Origin of the sequence: Amycolatopsis pittospori (assembly GCF_013870525.1) — a bacterium.
In the GTDB taxonomy this organism is placed as follows: Bacteria; Actinomycetota; Actinomycetes; order Mycobacteriales; family Pseudonocardiaceae; genus Amycolatopsis; species Amycolatopsis pittospori.
Window position 1 is genome coordinate 62,516 of record NZ_JACBXD010000024.1, and the last position, 16,475, is coordinate 78,990.

Here is a 16,475-nt window from a genome sequence, read left to right on the forward strand (position 1 = left end):
ATGTCGACTGCTACGGGGACACTTGGGGTCTGGAACATCGCCGCGCAGGAGCCGGAGCGGGTCGCGCTCGTCGACCCGGACGGCCGTTCGATCGGCTACGGCGAGCTGGCCGCGAAGGCGAACGCGTACGCCCGGGGCCTGCAAGCCCTGGGGCTGGAGGCCGGGGACGTGATCGTCGTCCTCCAGCCCAACGGCGACGAACTCGTGGCGGCCTATTTCGCCGCCATCCAGTCCGGTTTGTACATCGTGGTGGTCAACTGGCATCTCGTCGGCCCGGAGGTCGCCTACATCCTCGCCGACAGCGGCGCCAAGGCCTTCCTCGCGCACGAACGGTTCGCCGACGTCGCGATCGCGGCCGCCGACGAGGCGGGGATCCCGGAACGGGGACGGTTCGCCGTCGGCGACGTCGAGGGCTTCCGGCGGATCGAGGAACTCGGCTCGGGCGAGGGCGACGGACGTCCGGAGCGGCGTACAGCCGGCTCGCCGATGCTCTACACGTCCGGGACGACGGGGCGGCCCAAGGGGGTCCGCCGTCCGCTGACCGGGGCCGACCCCGACGCCGTCCCGGGCGCGTCGACGTGGTTCTTCGGGATCTTCGGGCTGGCACCGCACGACGATCACGTGCACCTCTGCGGTTCGCCGCTCTATCACACGGCGGTGCTCAACTTCGTCGCGATCTCCCTGCAACTGGGGCATACGGCGGTACTGATGGACCGCTGGGACGCCGAGGACATGCTGCGGCTGATCGAACGGCACCGCGTCACGCACAGCCATATGGTGCCGACGCAGTTCCGCCGCCTGCTCGGACTGCCGGACGACGTCCGCGCGGCCTACGACCTGAGTTCCCTGCGCGTGATGATCCACGGCGCCGCGCCGTGCCCGCTGGAAGTCAAACGGCGGATGCTCGACTGGTGGGGCCCGGTCGTCACCGAGTACTACGCGGCCACCGAGGGCGGCGGCACGGCGATCTCGGGGGAGGAGTGGCTCAAGAAACCGGGTTCGGTGGGATTGCCGTGGCCGGGTTCGACGATCAAGATCCTCGACGACGAGGGCACCGAACTGCCCGCGGGCGAGACCGGCACGGTCTACATGAAGATGGGCGACTCGAAGTTCGAGTACCACAAGGACCGGGCCAAGACGGCCAAGGCGCGGGTCGGGGACCTGTTCACGCTCGGCGACGTCGGGCATCTCGACGAAGACGGCTACCTCTTCCTGCACGACCGCAAGGCGGACCTGATCATCTCGGGCGGGGTCAACATCTACCCGGCGGAGATCGAGGGCGAACTGGTGATGCATCCGAAGATCGCCGACGTCGCCGTGTTCGGCGTCCCCCACGAGGACTGGGGCGAGGCGATCAAGGCCGTCGTGCAGCCCGCGGACGGCGTCGAGCCTTCCGAGGAGCTGACCGCGGAGATCCTGGAGTACGCCGCCGCCCGCCTGGCGAAGTTCAAACTCCCGCGTTCGGTCGACTACCTGCCCGAACTCCCGCGTGACCCGAACGGGAAGCTCTACAAGCGCAAGCTCCGCGACCCCTACTGGGAGGGCCACCGCGCACCCTGACGCATTTCGTCCTCTGAATGCGGTAGTTCACCGGCGAACTACCGCATTCAGAGGACTAATTGCGGGGGTCAGCGGCCCCGGAAGACGGGCTTGCGTTTCTCGGCGAAGGCGCGGGGGCCCTCCTTCGCGTCTTCGCTCGCGAAGACCTCGATGCCGTACTGGGCGTCGAGCTTGAAGGCCTCTTCCTCGTGCATGCCCTCGGTGTCGCGCATGGTCTTGAGGATCGCGCGGACCGCGAGCGGCCCGTTTTCGGCGATCTTGCCGGCCAGCTCCAGCGCCTTGTCCAGGGCCTTGCCGTCGGGAACGACGTGCCCGATGAGGCCGATTTCCCGGGCTTCGGCCGCGGTGATGTGCCGTCCGGTCAGGAGCAGATCGGCGGCCACGGTGTACGGGATCTGGCGGGGGAGCCGCACGGCCGAGCCGCCCATCGGGAACAGGCTCCATCGCGCCTCGGAGACGCCGAACCTCGCGCTTTCGCCCGCGACCCGGAGGTCTGTGCCCTGCAGGATCTCGGTCCCGCCCGCGATCGCCGGACCTTCGACGGCCGCGATCAACGGCTTCGTCAGCCGTCGTCCCTTGAGCAGCCCTTCGATCCGGCTGGGGTCGAACGTGCCTTTCTCGAACGAGTCGCTGGGCGAGTTCTTCGACATCGACTTCAGGTCCGCGCCCGCGCAGAACGCGCCGCCGGCGCCGGTGAGGACGCAGCACCGGACGTCGTCGTCCTCGTCGACCCGGTTCCACGCCTCGACCATGATCCCGAGCATCTCGCCGCTGAGCGCGTTGCGCGCCTCGGGCCGGTTCATCGTGACCACGAGGGTGTGGCCGGTCTTCTCGACCAGGGCGTGCGGTTCGCTCACCGGAGTCTCCCTTGAAATCGCCACCATTGCCCAGAACGATAACATGTTCTACTTTGAGGAAGTGGCACTCAACATCGCGGATCTACTCGAGCACGCCGTCGACGCCGTGCCGGAGCGCATCGCGGTCGTCTGCGGCGATCGGCGGGTCACCTTCGCCGAACTGGAAGAGCGCGCCAACCGGCTGGCGCACCATCTCGCCGCACACGGCGTGGGACCCGGATCCCACATCGGTGTCTATTCCCGGAACTCGATCGAGGCACTGGAATCGATGATCGCCGCGTACAAGCTGCGCGCGATCGCGGTCAACGTCAACTACCGCTACGTCCACGGCGAACTGCGGTACCTGTTCGACAACGCCGACCTCGTGGCGCTGGTCCACGAGCGCGGTTATTCGGACAAGGTGGCCGCCGTCCTGCCGGAGGCGCCGAAACTGAAACACGTTGTCGTTGTCGACGACGGAAGCGACGGCGACTACTCGTCTTACGGCGGTGTGGACTACGAAGCCGCGCTCGCCGAAGGCTCGCCCGAGCGTGACTTCGAAGAGCGAAGCGCCGACGACATCTACATCCTCTACACCGGCGGAACGACCGGGTATCCGAAGGGCGTCCTGTGGCGTCACGAGGACATCTGGCGCGCGCTCGGCGGTGGCATCAACTTCGTCACCGGCGAGTACGTCCCGGACGAATGGACGCTCGCCGAACAGGGCAAGGCGGGCAGCCTGGTCCGGCTTCCGGCCGCGCCGCTGATCCACGGGGCCGCGCAATGGGCGGCGTTCGGCGCGCTGTTCACCGGCAGCCCGGTCGTGTTCGTGCCACGGTTCGACGCGCACGAGATCTGGAAAGCCGTGCAGGACAACAAGGTCCAGGTGCTCACGATTGTCGGCGACGCGATGGCGCGGCCGCTGATCGACGCTTTCCGCGAGGGCGACTACGACGCGTCGTCGCTCGTCGCGGTATCGAGCCACGCGGCCCTGTTCTCCCAGTCGGTTAAGCAGGAATTCCTGGCGATGGTCCCGCATGTGGTGATCACCGACGCGATCGGATCATCCGAAAGCGGGTTCACCGGCATCGGCATGGTGAGCAAGGACAGCGATCATTCCGCCGGTCCCCGGGTCAGCTTCGGCAAGGACGCGATCCTGGTGGACGACGACGGCGGGCTCGTCGACCCGAAGCCGGGTGCGATCGGGCTGATCGCGCGGCGCGGGCACGTCCCTCTCGGGTACTACAAGGACCCGGCCAAGACCGAGAAGATCTTCGTCGAGGTCGACGGCAAGCGGTACGTCGTTCCGGGTGACTACGCGCGCTACGAGGAAGACGGCACGGTGACCCTGCTCGGCCGGGGATCGCAGTGTGTGAACACCGGCGGCGAAAAGGTGTACCCGGAAGAAGTCGAGGGTGCCCTGAAGTCGCATCCGGACGTCTTCGACGCGCTCGTCATCGGCATCCCCGACGACCGGCTCGGGCAGCGGGTGGCGGCGGTGATCCAGCCGAGGACCGGGAAGGAGATCGACTTCGCCGGCCTCGAAGCGCACGTGCGGACCGAGATCGCCGGGTACAAGGTGCCGCGCACCCTGTGGCTGACCGACGAGATCGGGCGGTCGCCCAGCGGGAAACCGGACTATCCGTGGGCGGAGCGCTATGCCGCCGAGCACGAGCCCGCCACCATTCCATCGGCGTAAGAAGGAGCTACATGCGGACGTCTCTCTGCGACCGCCTCGGGATCGACCTGCCGATCGTCGGGTTCACCCCCTCCGAGCACGTCGCCGCGGCGATCAGCCGGGCGGGTGGGCTGGGCGTGCTGGGCTGCGTACGGTTCAACGACGCCGCCGAACTCGACGCCGTCCTCTCCTGGATGGACGAGAACACCGGCGGCAAACCGTACGGCGTCGACATCGTGATGCCGGCCAAGATCCCCGCCGAAGGGACGTCGGTCGATCTCGCGAAACACATCCCGCAGGAGCATCGGGACTTCGTGGAGCGGACTCTGCGTGACCTCGCGGTGCCGCCGCTGCCGGACGACACCGACGAACGCGCCGGGGTGCTGGGCTGGCTGCATTCGGTCGCCCGGTCGCATGTCGAGGTCGCGCTGAAACACCCCATCCGGTTGATCGCCAACGCGCTGGGATCACCACCGGTGGACGTCATCGAACAGTGTCACGCGAAGGGCGTACCGGTCGCGGCGCTGGCCGGCAAGGCGGAGCACGCCGTCCGGCACGTCGACAACGGCGTCGATTTCGTGGTGGCACAAGGCTACGAGGCGGGCGGGCACACCGGCGAGATCGCGTCGATGGTCCTGCTGCCCGAAGTGGTCGACGCCGTCGGCGACCGTGTTCCGGTGCTCGCCGCGGGCGGGATCGGCTCGGGCCGCCAGGTCGCGGCGGCGCTCGCACTGGGCGCTTCCGGGGTCTGGATGGGCTCCTTCTGGCTCGCCACCGAGGAATACCTCCAGACCATGGGGGAATCCGAGGCCATGCAACGGGCCCTGGTCGCGGCCGGCTCGTCCGACACCGTCCGGACCCGGATCTACACCGGCAAACCGGCGCGGCTGCTCAAGACGCGGTGGACCGAGGCGTGGGCTTCCCCCGACGCGCCCGAACCGCTGCCGATGCCGTTGCAGAATCTGCTGGTTTCCCACGCGCACAACCGGATCCACCACGCGGCGGATCCGACCGTCGTCTCGATGCCGGTCGGGCAGATCGTCGGGCGGATGGACCGGGTGCGCCCGGTCGCCGAGGTGATCGCGGAGCTCGTCTCGGGATACGAAGAGACACTGTCGCGTTTGGACAAGACCCGCTGAAGTGCCCTCCCGCGTGCTATGAACGGCCCGTTACTTGCAAAATTTGCAAGTAACGGGCCGTTCATAGCATCCCGTGCCAGGCAAGAACGTCCCCTCCACCACGCCGTTGTGGTGAAGGGGACGTTCCGTGCATGCCGTGCCCTGAAGCAGATGAAGCAGATGAAGCTACAGCCCGGCTGCCGCGTTCTTGATCGCGGTCGCGAAGGTGCTCACCTCGGCGTAGACGCCGGGGGCGTGCGCCCGCGCGCAGCCTTCGCCCCAGCTGACAATGCCGACCTGGATCCAGGCGCCGGCGCTGTCGCGGCGGAACATCGGGCCGCCCGAGTCACCCTGGCAGGTGTCGACGCCACCGGAGTTGACGTTGCCCGCGCAGATCTCGGCGCTGTCGATCAGGTCTGCGTAGCTGCCGCCCTGGGCCTTGCAGGTCGCGTCGGAGACGAACGGGACGTTGGCCTTGAGCAGGTAGCGCTGCTGCGCCCCGCCCTCGGTCGCCGCACCCCAGCCGGCGACGGTGAACGTGCCGCTGTTGTAGGCCGTCGTGGTGGCGATCGGCAGCGTCGCGATGCCGGTGACCGGGCTGGCGAGCTTGATCAGCGCCCAGTCACCACCGGTGGAGGTGGGGTAGGTCGGCGACCGGTGCACGTAGGTCGACTTGACCTTCTTGGCCGAGCCGCTCTGCAGGTCCACGACGCCGAGGGTGGCCGTGATGCTCGTGTTGGCGCCGGTCCGCGACACGCAGTGCGCGGCGGTCAGCACGATCTGCGAGGTGTAGAGCGCACCGCCGCAGCCCATCGAAAGCCTTACCATCCAAGGGAATTCTCCCTGGGCGGCTCGGGTTCCACCGACCACGTCGGTGGACGGCGGCTGAGCGGCTGCGGCTTGCGGAGCCGTGGCGAGACCCGCCAGGGTTCCGGCCGCCGCGACGGCGATCAGGGTCTTTTTGAGCAGGCTGAACCGACGCTTGATGTCCAAGGGTTCATTCCTTCCGGCTGTCCACAGTGGAGGCAGGGAGACTGACTGCGGCCAACTGACTACAGCAGGTGGACGGACACCGGGACAACCAACTTTCTTCGGATCTTTCGGATGATGATGGTGATTAACGGACGTTCGCTCCGTGACGCCGACGAATGGCGTAGTCCGGAGCGCCTAACGCCGCTACTCCGGAACCGGCGAGTGCCGAAACCGCCGGAAGGCTGAACGTGCCGCCGGGCGCCGGGCTCGACACGGGCGACGGCGAGCGAGGGGTGAATGCGACAAAACGCCCACCGTGATCGTCGGGCGGAACCCGAGGAAGACGGCGTCGCGGGTGCCGGGCCGCCGGGCGAGTGAAGCCCGTTCGTCCACGAGTGTGAGCGTGGCATGAACACTTCGTTCGGTGCAGTACAGCGCAGGTGAATTCGGCATAGGATCTCCGATTGTGAAAGCGCGTTCACCGAGAGTCCATCCGCCCGCCGACGGCCCGGTCCGGGACGGAATTCCCGAACACGGCCGCATTCCACGCTATTACGCGGTCAAAGTCGAGTTGATCGACGTGATCTCGGAATTAGGGGAAGGTGCGGTTCTTCCCACAGAAAGGGAACTTTCCGAACGATTCGAAGTTTCTCGGGCGACGGTCCGCCAGGCCGTCGGCGAACTCGTGCTCGAAGGCCGCCTGAGCAGGCGGCAGGGGAGCGGGACCTATGTCGCGGGCCCCAAACTCGTCCAGCCGCTCGCTTTGGTGAGTTACACAGAAGGACTCAGGAGGCAGGGCATTCAGCCCGGCCGGAATCTGATCTCCTTGGAACGCCGGGAGGCCGGTCCGTCACTGGCTTCGGAACTGGAGATCGATCCCGACGACGACGTCATCCACATCGAGCGGGTGCTGCTCGCGGATGACGAGAGGGTCGGGCTCGAATCGACGTATCTGACCGCCGCGCGATTCCCGACCCTGATGGATGTGTTCGATCCCACACAATCGCTCTACGCGTGTTTGCGGGAAAGGCTCGGCGTGGTCTTCGACGGCGCCGAGGAGCGGGTCGAGACCGTACTCGCCACGCCCCGGGAAGCTCTGCTCATCGGGACGAATCCGGCCTTGCCGATGCTGCTGATGCACCGGACCTCGTGGGGTACCGACGGTGTCCCGTTCGAGCGGGTCCGCTCGCTCTTCCGCGGTGATCGCCTGTCGTTCGAGACCCGCCTCGGCCGCGTGGAGTAACCACCTCGCGCAAGTCGCCACCTCCTCGCGTCCGGAACCCGCGCCAGAGGTGCCGACTTGCGGTAGAATGTAACGAGAAGATAACTCATCCGGTCCAATATTCGGGCCTCCTTCACCTGGGGTTAGGCCCGGTGTCACGGAGCGTTGGTGCGCGCAGGCGAGCGTCTGCGGTGTGCGAATCCTCATCATCGGCGGCGGAGTGCTCGGCACCCAGCACGCCTGGCAGGCCGTCGAACGCGGCCACGACGTCGTCCAGATCGAACGTGAACCCGAGGCCAGGGGCGCGTCCGTGCGCAACTTCGGCCTGGTCTGGGTCGGCGGCCGCGCCACCGGCCCCGAACTGGAGACGGCGCTGCGGGCGCGGCTGCTGTGGGAGCGCATCGGCGAACGCGTCCCTGGGATCGGTTTCCGGCCGAACGGCTCACTCACCGTCGTCCGCACGGAGGCCGAACTCGCCGTCGCCCGCGCCGCGGCCGCGAGCACGGAGGACCGCGGCTTCAAGCTGCTCGACGCCGCCGAAGCCCGCGAGCTGAACCCGGCCCTGCGCGGAGACTTCCTCGGCGCGCTCTGGTGCGACCGCGACGCCGCCGTCGAACCGCGCGTCGCCCAGCCCGCGTTGCGCGCCGAACTGGCGAAGTCCGGCCGCTACACCTGGGTGCCCGGTCGCGAGATCCGCGACCTGACCGGCCGAGGTGTCGTCGACGACGCCGGCGAGACCCACGAAGGCGACGCCGTGGTGCTGTGCACCGGCGCCTGGACGGGCGGGCTCGTCAAGGAGCTCGCCGGACCGCCGCCGATCCGTCGCGTGCGGCTGCAGATGGCGCAGACCGAGCCGCTGGGCGAAACCCTCACCACCACGGTCGCCGACGCCGACAGTTTCCGCTATTACCCGGCGTACCGCGGTGACGCGCTCGACGGACTCAACGCGGGCCAGCCGCAGGGCGAGGTCGCCGCGGCCAACGCGATGCAGCTGCTCATGGTCCAGCGCCTCGACGGCTCGCTGACCATCGGCGACACGCACGAGTACGACGAGCCGTTCTCCTTCGACACCGTCGAAGACCCGTACGACCACCTGGCCGAGGTCGCCGGCGCCCTGCTCGGCCGGGCGCTCCCGCGCGTCACCCGCCGCTGGGCGGGCGTCTACGCCCAGACCCTCGACACCTCGCGGATCGTCCACCGGGCCCGCGTCGCGGACAACGCCTGGCTCGTCACCGGGCCCGGCGGTCGCGGCATGACCTGTTCGCCCGCCATCGCCGAAGACACCGCCGAGGAGTTGTCGTGGTGAACACCGAACTCGTCGTCCTGGACATGGCCGGGACCACCGTCGCCGACGACGGCCTGGTCATCCGCGCCTTCACCGAGGCGATCGCCGCCGCCGGAGTGTCCGAAGAGGACAGCCGCTTCCCGGGCATGCTCGACTACGTCGTCGAAACCATGGGGCAGTCCAAGATCGTCGTCTTCCGCGCCCTGCTCGACGGGAACGAGGAACTCGCGCGGCGTGCGAACACCGAATTCCAGACCGCCTATGGGAAACTCGTCGCCGACGGCCACTGTCAGCCCATCCCCGGCGCCGAGGACACGATCCAGGAGCTGCGCGCCCAAGGCGTGAAGGTCGCCCTCACCACCGGTTTCGCGGCCACCACCCAGAACGCGATCCTGGACGCCCTGGGTTGGCACGGCCTCGCCGACGCCGTCCTGGCGCCGGGTGAGGGTGTCCGTGGACGCCCGTTCCCCGACCTAGTCCTCGCCGCGGCACTGCGGCTCGAAATCACCGACGTCCGCCGGATCGCCGTCGCCGGCGACACCCCCTCGGACGTCCGGACCGGCCTCTCCTCCGGCGCATCGCTCGTCGCCGGCGTGCTCACAGGATCGGCGAAGAGGCCGGAACTGGAAGCCGCCGGTGCCACGCACGTCCTCGAATCCGTCCGCGACCTCCCCGCCCTGCTGTCCTAATGAGGGGGTAAGGCGAAAGTGGCGTGGTCGGTACAGCTGGTCGTGAGTGGCGATTCGGGGTTATTGAGGGGTAAGGCAAACGTTTCGTGTCTCAGCTACCCGCTCGTCAAGGTTGCGAAAGCCACTTTCGCAACCTTCAACGTTGCGAGAGTGGCTTTCGCAACACCTGCCACGCGGCCGGACGCAACGACCGGCGCCGACCATGCCACCTTTGCCTTACCTCTCAATAGAACCCGAAACGCCACTCACGACCCACTCGCGCCTGACCAGGGCCGAAGGCGTCCTCCGTCGCATCAGACGCGGCGAAGGGAGCCATCGCCGCACCGCCGGCCTCACCCACGAACACGACACGTTCGACCTTCTCCTCAAAATAAAAGGAGCTTTGACGACATGAAGAAACTCGCGGCCGCCGCCCTCGCCGGGCTGCTCACGGTCACCCTGGCCGCCTGCGGCGGCACCGCCGGCGGCGCGTCCGGCGACCAGACCGTCACGCTGTACACAGTGGACGGCCTGGAGGACTGGTACGCCCAGCGCGTCGAGGAGTTCAAGGCCAAGACCGGCATCACCGTCCAGGCGGTGACCGCGGGCTCCGGCGAGGTCGCCTCGCGGGTGGAGAAGGAGAAGGCCAACACCCAGGCCGACATCCTGGTCACCCTCCCGCCGTTCATCCAGCGGGCCGCGTCGCAGGGCCTGCTCGCCACCTCGGCACCGTCCGGCATCGACCAGGTCCCCGCCGGGCAGAAGGACGGCCAGGGCCGCTACTTCGCCATCATGAACAACTACCTCAGCTTCATCCGCAACCCGCAGGCCACCTCGAAGACCTGGGACGACCTGCTCGCGCCCGCGCTCAAGGGCAAGCTCCAGTATTCGACCCCGGGCGAGGCGGGCGACGGCACCGCCGTGCTGCTGCAGCTCCAGCACGTCCTCGGCGAGCAGGGCGCGCTGGAATACCTCGCGAAGCTGGAAGCCAACAACGTCGGCCCGTCGTCGTCGACGGGCAAGCTGCAGCCGAAGGTGGCCAAGGGCGAGATCCTGGTGGCCAACGGCGACGTCCAGATGAACCTCGCCTCGATCGAGAAGAGCGGCGGCTTCGAGATCTTCTTCCCGGCCGACGCGCAGGGCAAGCGCTCCACCTTCGCGCTCCCGTACTACGCCGGTCTCGTGAACAACGCGCCGCACGCCGAGAACGCCAAGAAGTTCCTGGACTTCCTGCTCTCGCCCGAGGTCCAGGGCAAGGCCGTCGACGCCTTCGGCGCGCCGTCGCGGACCGACGTCACGCCGTCCGGGCCGCGGGCGGACAAGGTGAAGGCGGCCCTCGACGGCGTCGAGATCTGGCAGCCGGACTGGGACGCCGTCCTCACGAAGCTCGACGCCGACCTCGCCGCGTACAAGAAGGCCGTGGGCCGATGACCCCGGCGGTCGAGTTCCGCGGGGTGTCCGTCCGCTTCGGACAGACGACCGCACTCTCGCCCCTGGATCTCACCGTGGCGAGGGGGGAGACCCTGGCCATGCTCGGGCCGTCCGGCTCCGGCAAGTCGACGGCCTTGAAGGCGCTCGCGGGGTTCGTCGTGCCGAGCACCGGCCGCGTCCTGCTCGACGGCGAGGACGTCACCGACCTGCCGCCGCACCGGCGCGGGCTCGGCGTCGTCGTCCAGAGTTACGCGCTGTTCCCGCATATGCGCGTAGAGGCCAATGTCGCCTTCGGACTCAAGGCGCGCAAGACGCCTCGCGCCGAGACGGCGAGCCGGGTCGCCGAGGCGCTGGAACTGGTCGGGATGGGCAAGTACGCCCGGCGGTACCCGCGCGAGCTTTCGGGCGGTCAGCAGCAGCGGGTCGCGCTCGCCAGGGCGCTGGCCATCCGGCCGCGCGTGCTGCTGCTGGACGAACCACTGTCCGCTTTGGACGCCGCCCTGCGCGAGGACATGGTCGCGGAACTCCTGCGGCTGCGCGCCGAACTGCCCGACACCACGCTGATCTACGTCACCCACGACCAGGGTGAGGCGCTGGCGCTGGCCGACCGGATCGCCGTCATGCGCGACTCGAAGCTGGTCGAACTCGGCCCGAGCCGCGAGCTGTACCAGCGGCCGGCGACGGAGTTCACCGCGAGCTTCCTCGGCGCGTCCAACCTCATCGCGGTGGAGCTCATCCAGCCGGACGGCACTCGCGTCCGGCTCGGCGACCGCGAGCTGGCGGCCGACCCGTCCGGCATGATCCGGGCGGGGCAGCCGGTCGCGCTCGGCGTCCGGCCCCACCGGATCGGCATCACCGCGGTGGACGCCCCGGGCGCGCTGCCCGCCGTCCTGCGTGGCGTCCAATGGCGCGGTACGGGTTTCCGGCTCGACCTGGAACTGGCGCACAACGGCGACGAGGTGCGGGCCGAAGTGCCCGACGTCGAAGGTCTTCCGAGTGTGGGGGAGAAGGTCGGAGTGTCCATTCCGGACGGGTGCCCGCTGGTGGGTGTCGGATGACCGGCCTCGCGCTGGCCGCCGCGACGACACCGGCGCGGCGTCAGGAGAAACGGCCCGGCCACGGCTGGCTCCTGCTGCCGCCGGTCCTCATCCTGCTCGGGTTCTTCGGCTACCCGCTCGTGCTGGTCGTCCTGCAGTCCCTGGAATCGAAGACCGGCGAGTTCGGCCTCTCGGTGTGGCTGGACGTCCTGGGCTCGGCGGAATTCCGGGACGCCGCCTGGAAGACCGTCGCGCTCGCGCTCGGCGCTACCGCGGGCTGTGTGGTGCTGGGGACGTTCCTCGCCCTGGTGATCGCGTTCGTGCCGTTCCCGGGCGCGCGGACGATCTCGCGGCTGGTGGACACCGTGCTCGCGTTCCCGTCGTTCCTGATCGCGCTCGCGTTCACCTTCATCTACGGCAGTGCGGGCATCCTGGGCGCGGGCGGATTCCTGTACTCGCCGTTCGGGATCCTCCTGGCGGAGATCACCTTCTACACGCCGTTCGTGATGCGGCCGGCGCTCGCCGCGTTCGGTCAGGTCTCGTCGGCGCAGATGGAGGTCGCGGCCAGTCTCGGCGCGAAACCCGGACGCGTCCTGCGTCAGGTGATCCTGCCGGAAGCCCTGCCATCATTGGCTTCCGGCGCCTGCCTGACCATGCTGCTGGCGATGAACGAGTTCGGCATCGTGCTGTTCCTCGGCGCCAAGGACGTCACGACCCTGCCGATGCTGGTCTACGGCAAGGGGATCGTCACCTTCGACTTCCCGCAGGCGTGCGTCATCGCGGTGGTCAACATCGTGTTCTCCCTTGCCCTGTACGGAACCTACCGGCGACTGACGAAGGGAGGCGGCCGTGCTTCTGTGGACGAGGCGTAGCCGGATCCTGCTGTGGGCGGTGTTCGCGGTGCTGTTCGTCGCGATCGTGCTGGCGCCGCTGCTGATGATCGTGCTGGCGTCCGTCGCCGGGACCTGGACGGGCCTGCTGCCCGGGGCGCTCACCGGATCGCATTTCGCGCAGGCGCTGTCCGGGGAGACGTTCGCGAGTCTTTCGGTGAGCATCCAGACCGGCGTCATCGCGTCCCTGGTCTCGGTGCTGCTCGGGACTTGGGCCGCGCTCGCCGCGCGGTCGGCTCCGGCCAGGCTGCGGAAGATCGTCGACACCCTGTTCCACCTGCCGATCGCGGTGCCGTCGGTGGTGCTGGGGCTCGCGTTGCTGGTGGCGTTCAGCCGTCCGCCGCTGGCCTTCAACGGGACGCGCTGGATCGTGTTGCTCGGGCACGTGATGATCCTGCTGCCGTTCTCCTACAGCACCGTCTCCGCGGCGATCGCCCGGATGGACCCGCTGCTGGCGCAGGCGGCGGCGAGCCTCGGCGCGGGCCCGGTCCGGGTGCTGCTGCGCGTGCGGCTCCCGGTGCTGCTGCCGTCGATCTCGGCGTCGGCGAGCCTCGCGCTGGCGATGTCCATGGGCGAACTGGGCGCGACGATGATGCTGTACCCGCCGGACTGGCGCACGCTGCCCGCGAGCATCTTCGCGCTCACGGACCGGGGACAGGTGTTCCTCGCGTCGGCGAGCACCGTACTGCTGCTGGCCGTCACCCTGGCCGGAGTGGTGATCCTCGGACTGGCACGCGGACGTGCTTCCCAGCGTTGAACGACACAGCGGTGATGCAACCGTTCGTCCGCTTCGTTCCGTCTTGCCGCCATGAAGAACGCAGCGAAGACGCTGGGCGCGGGGCTCGTGCTCGCCGCGACGGCCGCCTGCGGCGCGGGCGGCCCGGGAGCACCGGCGAACACGAGCACCCCACCGGTCGTCACCACACCGTCCGATCTGCCCACCTCGCTACCGGCCAGCCCGCCGGTGGCGAAACCACCGATGTCGCGGCCGACCGTGGGCCCGCCGCCGTCGGACAAGATGCTGCCGCCGTCGCAGGTCGACGTCGCCAAGGTACCCAGCGGGCAGGTCAGCGCCGAGGAAGGCGCGCTGGTCAAGGTGCACGTCGAACTGAGCGGCTGCGACGAGGCCGCGGCGAACCTCGCCGAGCAGAACGCGCAGCGGGTCGTGATCAAGGTGAAGATCGACCACGGCAAGCCGGGGCAGATGTGCCCGCAGGTCATCCGCTACGCCGTCCTGCCGGTGCCGCTGGCCGAGCCGATCGGGCCGCGGACCGTCGTCCTGGAAGCAGGTTGAGATCATGTGCAACCCCACAGCGGCCCCGTTCCGTCCTAGCCGCATGAGGTACTTAACGAATGTCATCGGCCTTGGCCTGATCGTCGTTGCGGTATCCGCTTGCGGGGCGCAGAACCAGGCAGCGGAACCCGCGGCCGGACCCGCGAGCGGCACCCTCAGTACCGCCCCGCAGTCGCCGTCCGCACCGCCGTCTTCGTCGCCGGCGCCCGCGCCGGGGAACCAGCCGGGCAGCCAGCCGGGCGTGCCCGGCGCGCCACGCCAGGAGGTCCCGGAAGGCAGCACGAAGCTGCCGGACAAGCAGCTCGACGCGACGGCGCTCCCCGCGGACTACCCGCGTGAGGTGTACACGAGCAACGGCGGGACGATCCTGAACATCCGCGGCCAGGAAGGCGGCTGCGGGCACGCGACCGCGGAGGCCGCGCAGCAGGACGGCGACCGGGTCACCGTCAACCTGACCGAACTGAAGGGCCAGACCGGCCAGATGTGCACCATGGACATCCGGCACCCGGTGATCTCGGTGGCCCTGGCGGGCCCGCTGGGCGAGCGGACCGTGGTCCTGAAGCAGATGCGGTAACGCTCCAGAGAATGCTATGAACGGCCCGTTACTGGCAAAATTTGCCAGTAACGGGCCGTTCATAGCATCCGGCAGGCTGTGGAGTCGTCAGCGGAAGCTGATCTGCAGCACCGGTTCCGAGGTGGCCTCGAAGAAGTCGTTGCCCTTGTCGTCGATGACGATGAACGCGGGGAAGTCCTCGACCTCGATCTTCCAGACCGCTTCCATCCCCAGTTCGGCGTACTCGAGCACGTCGACCTTCTTGATGCAGTCCTGCGCGAGCCGCGCGGCCGGGCCGCCGATCGAGCCGAGGTAGAAGCCGCCGTGCTCGTTGCACGCCGCGGTCACCTTCTTGGACCTGTTGCCCTTCGCCAGCATCACCAGTGAGCCACCCGCGGCCTGGAACTGCTCGACGTAGGAGTCCATGCGGCCGGCCGTCGTCGGACCGAAGGAGCCTGACGCGTAGCCCTCGGGCGTCTTCGCCGGACCCGCGTAGTACACCGGGTGGTCGCGAAGGTACTGAGGCATCTCTTCGCCCGCGTCGAGCCGCTCGGCGATCTTCGCGTGAGCGATGTCGCGGGCGACGACGAGCGGGCCGGTCAGGGACAGGCGGGTCTTCACCGGCAGCTGCGAGAGCTGGGCACGGATCTCGGCCATCGGCCGGTTGAGGTCGACGGTCACCACCTCGTCGGACAGGTCGTCCTCGGTGACGTCCGGCAGGAACTGCGCCGGGTCGCGCTCCAGCTGCTCCAGGAAGACACCGTCGGCGGTGATCTTCGCCTTCGCCTGCCGGTCGGCCGAGCACGAGACGGCGACGCCGACCGGGCAGGAGGCGCCGTGGCGCGGCAAGCGGATCACGCGGACGTCGTGGCAGAAGTACTTGCCGCCGAACTGCGCGCCGATACCGAACTGGCGCGTCATCTCCAGCACCTGCTGCTCGAGGTCGACGTCGCGGAAACCGTGGCCCAGTTCGGAACCCTCGGTCGGGAGGTCGTCGAGGTAGCGGGCCGAAGCCAGCTTCGCGACCTTCAGGTTGAACTCCGCCGACGTGCCGCCGACGACGATCGCGAGGTGGTACGGCGGGCAGGCGGCGGTGCCGAGGCTGCGCAGCTTCTCGTCGAGGAACTTCGCGAGCCGCTTCGGGTTCAGGACCGCTTTCGTTTCCTGATAGAGGAACGTCTTGTTCGCGCTGCCGCCGCCCTTGGCCATGAACAGGAATTCATAGCTGGGAACTTCGGACTGCCCAGCTGTGTTGTCCTTGTGATAGAGCTCGATCTGCGCGGGCAAGTTGGTACCCGTATTGCGCTCATCCCAGAAATTCACCGGCGCCATCTGCGAATAGCGCAGATTCAACTCCTGATAGGCGTCGAAAATGCCGCGTGACAGCGCGCGTTCGTCGTCGGCTCCGGTGAGTACGCCTTCGCCGCGTTTGCCGATCACGATCGCGGTGCCGGTGTCCTGGCACATCGGGAGGACACCGCCGGCGGAGATCGCCGCGTTGCGCAGCAGGTCCATCGCGACGAAGCGGTCGTTGCCGCTGGCCTCCGGGTCGTCGACGATCGCGCGCAGCTGCGCCAGATGCGACGAGCGCAGCAGGTGCTGGATGTCGGTGATCGCGGTCTTGGCGAGCTTGGTCAGCGCCTCGGGCTCGACCTTGAGGAACTTCCGGCCCGCGGCTTCGACGACCTCGACACCTTCGGTGCTGAGCAGCCTGTACTCGGTGTGGGTGTCCTTCGCGAGCGGAAGGACTTCAGTGTGCTGGAACGTGGTGGGCGCCACTGCGCAGGCTCCTTTGCCGGCATCGGGAACCCGCCCACGGTACAAGGCGAGGCCCGTGTGACCGGCGCCACGTGGGCGAGGGCGGCGCTGCCGCGCGTGACAGGAACGGCCCGTTACTTGCGAAAAGCACCATGCAAAGAAATGGTGACCAC

General features: G+C 68.6%; 15 protein-coding genes. 12 read left to right on the forward strand and 3 right to left on the reverse strand.

Going from position 1 to position 16,475, the window contains the following annotated elements:
* Entirely contained in the window at nucleotides 1–1,560 is a 1,560-nt protein-coding gene (locus H5J31_RS16055; protein ID WP_181773376.1) for an acyl-CoA synthetase, read from the forward strand.
* 68 nt (nucleotides 1,561–1,628) lie between these two features.
* On the opposite strand, the gene H5J31_RS16060 is transcribed toward H5J31_RS16055, so the two are convergent.
* A complete protein-coding gene (locus H5J31_RS16060; protein WP_181773377.1) occupies nucleotides 1,629–2,417 on the reverse strand; it encodes a crotonase/enoyl-CoA hydratase family protein in 789 nt (262 codons plus the stop codon).
* 61 nt (nucleotides 2,418–2,478) lie between these two features.
* On the opposite strand from H5J31_RS16060, the gene H5J31_RS16065 reads away from it, so the two are divergent.
* Nucleotides 2,479–4,095: an acyl-CoA synthetase gene (locus tag H5J31_RS16065; protein ID WP_181773378.1), complete on the forward strand. Its 1,617-nt coding sequence runs from the start codon at nucleotides 2,479–2,481 to the stop codon at nucleotides 4,093–4,095.
* An 11-nt stretch (nucleotides 4,096–4,106) separates the two neighbouring features.
* Entirely contained in the window at nucleotides 4,107–5,213 is a 1,107-nt protein-coding gene (locus tag H5J31_RS16070) for an NAD(P)H-dependent flavin oxidoreductase (RefSeq protein ID WP_181773379.1), read from the forward strand.
* Nucleotides 5,214–5,378: 165 nt separating this feature from the next.
* Here H5J31_RS16070 and H5J31_RS16075 read toward each other — a convergent pair whose 3' ends face one another.
* On the reverse strand, nucleotides 5,379–6,185 hold the full coding sequence (locus H5J31_RS16075) for a S1 family peptidase (RefSeq protein ID WP_181773380.1): 807 nt from the start codon (nucleotides 6,183–6,185) through the stop codon (nucleotides 5,379–5,381).
* Between the two features lie 445 nt (nucleotides 6,186–6,630).
* Between H5J31_RS16075 and H5J31_RS16080 the strand changes: the two genes are divergently transcribed.
* The 9 genes from H5J31_RS16080 (at nucleotide 6,631) to H5J31_RS16120 (ending at nucleotide 14,565) form a co-directional block, all read left to right on the forward strand.
* Nucleotides 6,631–7,407: a GntR family transcriptional regulator gene (locus H5J31_RS16080; RefSeq protein WP_181773381.1), complete on the forward strand. Its 777-nt coding sequence runs from the start codon at nucleotides 6,631–6,633 to the stop codon at nucleotides 7,405–7,407.
* 172 nt (nucleotides 7,408–7,579) lie between these two features.
* The gene (locus tag H5J31_RS16085; RefSeq protein ID WP_181773382.1) at nucleotides 7,580–8,692 is read left to right on the forward strand and encodes a TIGR03364 family FAD-dependent oxidoreductase; all 1,113 of its coding nucleotides are present in this window, start codon (nucleotides 7,580–7,582) and stop codon (nucleotides 8,690–8,692) included.
* Nucleotides 8,686–9,360 (forward strand): phosphonatase-like hydrolase, encoded by a 675-nt coding sequence (locus H5J31_RS16090; RefSeq protein ID WP_181773383.1) that lies wholly within the window; start codon nucleotides 8,686–8,688, stop codon nucleotides 9,358–9,360. Before H5J31_RS16085 ends, H5J31_RS16090 begins: the two co-directional genes overlap by 7 nt.
* 390 nt (nucleotides 9,361–9,750) lie before the next feature.
* On the forward strand, nucleotides 9,751–10,770 hold the full coding sequence (locus tag H5J31_RS16095; RefSeq protein WP_181773384.1) for a 2-aminoethylphosphonate ABC transporter substrate-binding protein: 1,020 nt from the start codon (nucleotides 9,751–9,753) through the stop codon (nucleotides 10,768–10,770).
* Nucleotides 10,767–11,828, forward strand: a complete 1,062-nt coding sequence (locus H5J31_RS16100) for an ABC transporter ATP-binding protein (RefSeq protein ID WP_181773385.1) — start codon at nucleotides 10,767–10,769, stop codon at nucleotides 11,826–11,828. The genes H5J31_RS16095 and H5J31_RS16100 overlap by 4 nt, the downstream gene beginning before the upstream one ends.
* Entirely contained in the window at nucleotides 11,825–12,679 is an 855-nt protein-coding gene (locus H5J31_RS16105; RefSeq protein ID WP_181773386.1) for a 2-aminoethylphosphonate ABC transporter permease subunit, read from the forward strand. The genes H5J31_RS16100 and H5J31_RS16105 overlap by 4 nt, the downstream gene beginning before the upstream one ends.
* A complete protein-coding gene (locus H5J31_RS16110) occupies nucleotides 12,657–13,454 on the forward strand; it encodes an ABC transporter permease (RefSeq protein WP_181773387.1) in 798 nt (265 codons plus the stop codon). Before H5J31_RS16105 ends, H5J31_RS16110 begins: the two co-directional genes overlap by 23 nt.
* Nucleotides 13,455–13,505: 51 nt before the next feature.
* Nucleotides 13,506–13,991, forward strand: coding sequence for a hypothetical protein (locus H5J31_RS16115; RefSeq protein ID WP_181773388.1), 486 nt, complete (start codon nucleotides 13,506–13,508; stop codon nucleotides 13,989–13,991).
* A 43-nt stretch (nucleotides 13,992–14,034) separates the two neighbouring features.
* Complete coding sequence (locus tag H5J31_RS16120; protein ID WP_181773389.1) at nucleotides 14,035–14,565, forward strand: hypothetical protein; 531 nt, start codon at nucleotides 14,035–14,037, stop codon at nucleotides 14,563–14,565.
* Nucleotides 14,566–14,652: 87 nt separating this feature from the next.
* Here the strand turns inward: H5J31_RS16120 and H5J31_RS16125 are convergent, their stop codons facing one another.
* On the reverse strand, nucleotides 14,653–16,323 hold the full coding sequence (locus H5J31_RS16125) for a fumarate hydratase (RefSeq protein ID WP_181773390.1): 1,671 nt from the start codon (nucleotides 16,321–16,323) through the stop codon (nucleotides 14,653–14,655).
* Nucleotides 16,324–16,475: the final 152 nt, after the last annotated feature.